The sequence below is a fragment of the Psychrobacter proteolyticus genome, from assembly GCF_038155145.1.
Taxonomy (GTDB): Bacteria; Pseudomonadota; Gammaproteobacteria; order Pseudomonadales; family Moraxellaceae; genus Psychrobacter; species Psychrobacter proteolyticus_B.
In genome coordinates, this window is record NZ_JBAKAY010000250.1 from 1 (window position 1) to 208 (window position 208).

At 45.7% G+C, this 208-nt stretch carries 1 pseudogene; it reads right to left on the reverse strand.

What is annotated here, in order from left to right:
- Positions 1-92: 92 nt before the first annotated feature.
- Positions 93-208 (reverse strand): annotated as a pseudogene (locus V6252_RS13720) (FMN reductase); the annotation flags it as partial.

Below are 208 nucleotides of genomic sequence, written 5' to 3' on the forward strand. Positions count from 1 at the left end.
AGACTTTCACAATCAGGCTTGTGTTTGATATCCAATACTTCACATATAAGAATATCGTGGGTCCCCACCGAGCTGATGAGTTTGATTTTTCAATCAAAAGAGATGCTGGCGTCCTCTAATACAGGCGCTCCGGTTGACAGCGTGGACCAGTTGCCTTGCTCAAATCTTTCTTCCAGTGCCGTTTTACCACCGAACACCCCGCTTAAAT